General features: G+C 38.1%; 4 protein-coding genes. All 4 read left to right on the top strand.

Going from position 1 to position 1,645, the window contains the following annotated elements; genetic code table 11:
* Positions 1-342, top strand: a 342-nt coding sequence (locus HRT72_03925) for a T9SS type A sorting domain-containing protein (protein NQY66855.1), incomplete at its 5' end; no start/stop codon positions are given.
* A 145-nt stretch (positions 343-487) separates the two neighbouring features.
* Positions 488-868, top strand: coding sequence for a hypothetical protein (locus HRT72_03920; protein NQY66854.1), 381 nt, complete (start codon positions 488-490; stop codon positions 866-868).
* Positions 852-1,094, top strand: a complete 243-nt coding sequence (locus HRT72_03915) for a hypothetical protein (GenBank protein ID NQY66853.1) — start codon at positions 852-854, stop codon at positions 1,092-1,094. The genes HRT72_03920 and HRT72_03915 overlap by 17 nt, the downstream gene beginning before the upstream one ends.
* A 4-nt stretch (positions 1,095-1,098) precedes the next feature.
* Positions 1,099-1,645, top strand: a 547-nt coding sequence (locus tag HRT72_03910; protein ID NQY66852.1) for a recombinase RecT, incomplete at its 3' end; no start/stop codon positions are given.

Raw genomic sequence — 1,645 nt, 5'->3', positions numbered from 1 at the left:
GATCAATTTAAGGCTACAGACAACCTTCTTCTATGCATATCAGTGGACAGCGAAGCTTGGGCCAACACAACATGGCCAGACAATAAGGACGTAGGAACAGTATACGGTGCTAACTGCTATCTAGGGGTAGAGAGCCTTGAAAAAGATAATGCGTCCATCACATCTCACGGGAACACTATCTCCATCACCGGAGAAGGATCCGTGACAATATACAATCTTTTGGGCGCGATGGTCCACCAACAAAAACTATCCCCTGGAGTCAATCAAATACCACTGAGAAGCGGTATATATCTGGTAAGGTCAGGATCCACTACAAGGAAAATTCAATTAAGGCTTGACTGAGATAGTAATTTTCATCTTGATTTTAGTAGCGACAATGCTTGCGTGGCTGGTGATTTTGAGGCATAAATAACATCTAGGCATATATTCTTATATTTATCCCATTTTATTATTATATTAGCAATTCTAAACACTTAAAGTACAGAAAATGTCAATACCATTAAATATAACCGACACTCTCAAAAACTCTATCTACCCAGAGGTGGATATGCAATATTGGAAAGGTAATACCCATTACAAATTAGCATTTAAAACCATATTGCGAAAGGAGCATAAAGGCAAGTGGTATTCATGTCCACATTTACAGAGCCACGTGATAAAGGATGCTTTCTCTGAGGATGATAAAATGAAACTACTATCCAAGTTTCACTTCGGTGTTTATCTTGATCTAATCGCAGGAGCAGTAAATCTTGAACTGACTAGCTCGGATGGCGAGAGCATTATAAGAAAAGACAAAGATCAAACACCTGAAATAGAAAGGTTAATAAATTTAACAAAACTACCCAGGCGAAATGAGCAAAGCATCTAAAGCACAGAAAGACCACTGCGCATCTATATTAAAAGGGAATGATGATTATATCCCATTCCACTACGTCGAGGCTATCCAGAAGAGATTTAAGTATTGGCATATTCCTAATACATTTACTGACGAACAAATAAGGAGATTCAGGAGAGGTCAGTTTTTCGACCTAGATATAGCAAATGCATTCGAAAAAGAAATAGAATTAATTAAAAACCGTTTAAATCCAAAATAACACTATGGGAATACACGACAAAGACGATAAAAAGACACCAGTGACCACAGAACAGGCAGCAGCTAAGGTTCAGACAATTGAATCCTTATTCAAAGGGGATGAGATACAGAAAAGGTTTAATGACATGCTAGGCAAGAAGTCAGCAGGATTCATCTCTTCTGTTATTCAGATAACTAGAAATAATAAATTACTAGCCAAGGCAAACCCTGAGTCTATAATGAATGCAGCAGCTATGGCAGCGGCTTTAGATTTACCAATCAATCATAATTTAGGATTGGCATGGATCGTCCCTTATGGCAATGAAGCTCAATTTCAATTAGGATGGAAAGGCTTTGTGCAGCTTGCATTAAGGACAGGTAAATATGAGAAGATAAACGTTATCGAAGTTTACGAGAATCAATTCAAATCATTTGATGCACTTAGCGAAGATCTTGACTGTAATTTCAAGGTAAAAGGCAAAGGAAAGGTTGTTGGGTACGCAGCTTACCTAGAATTGAAAGAAGGATTTAAAAAGACTGTTTACTGGGATAAGGAAGAGGTTGAGGCCCATG

Source organism: Flavobacteriales bacterium, assembly GCA_013214975.1.
GTDB lineage: Bacteria > Bacteroidota > Bacteroidia > DT-38 > DT-38 > DT-38.
Note: the sequence above shows the minus strand (reverse complement) of the source record. Positions and strands in the feature narration are given on the sequence as shown.

Excerpts from the sequence above, each read along its gene's own strand:
- HRT72_03920 (NQY66854.1), top strand. The coding sequence starts at position 488 with ATGTCAATACCATTAAATATAACCGACACTCTCAAAAACTCTATCTAC.
- HRT72_03915 (NQY66853.1), top strand. The coding sequence starts at position 852 with ATGAGCAAAGCATCTAAAGCACAGAAAGACCACTGCGCATCTATATTA.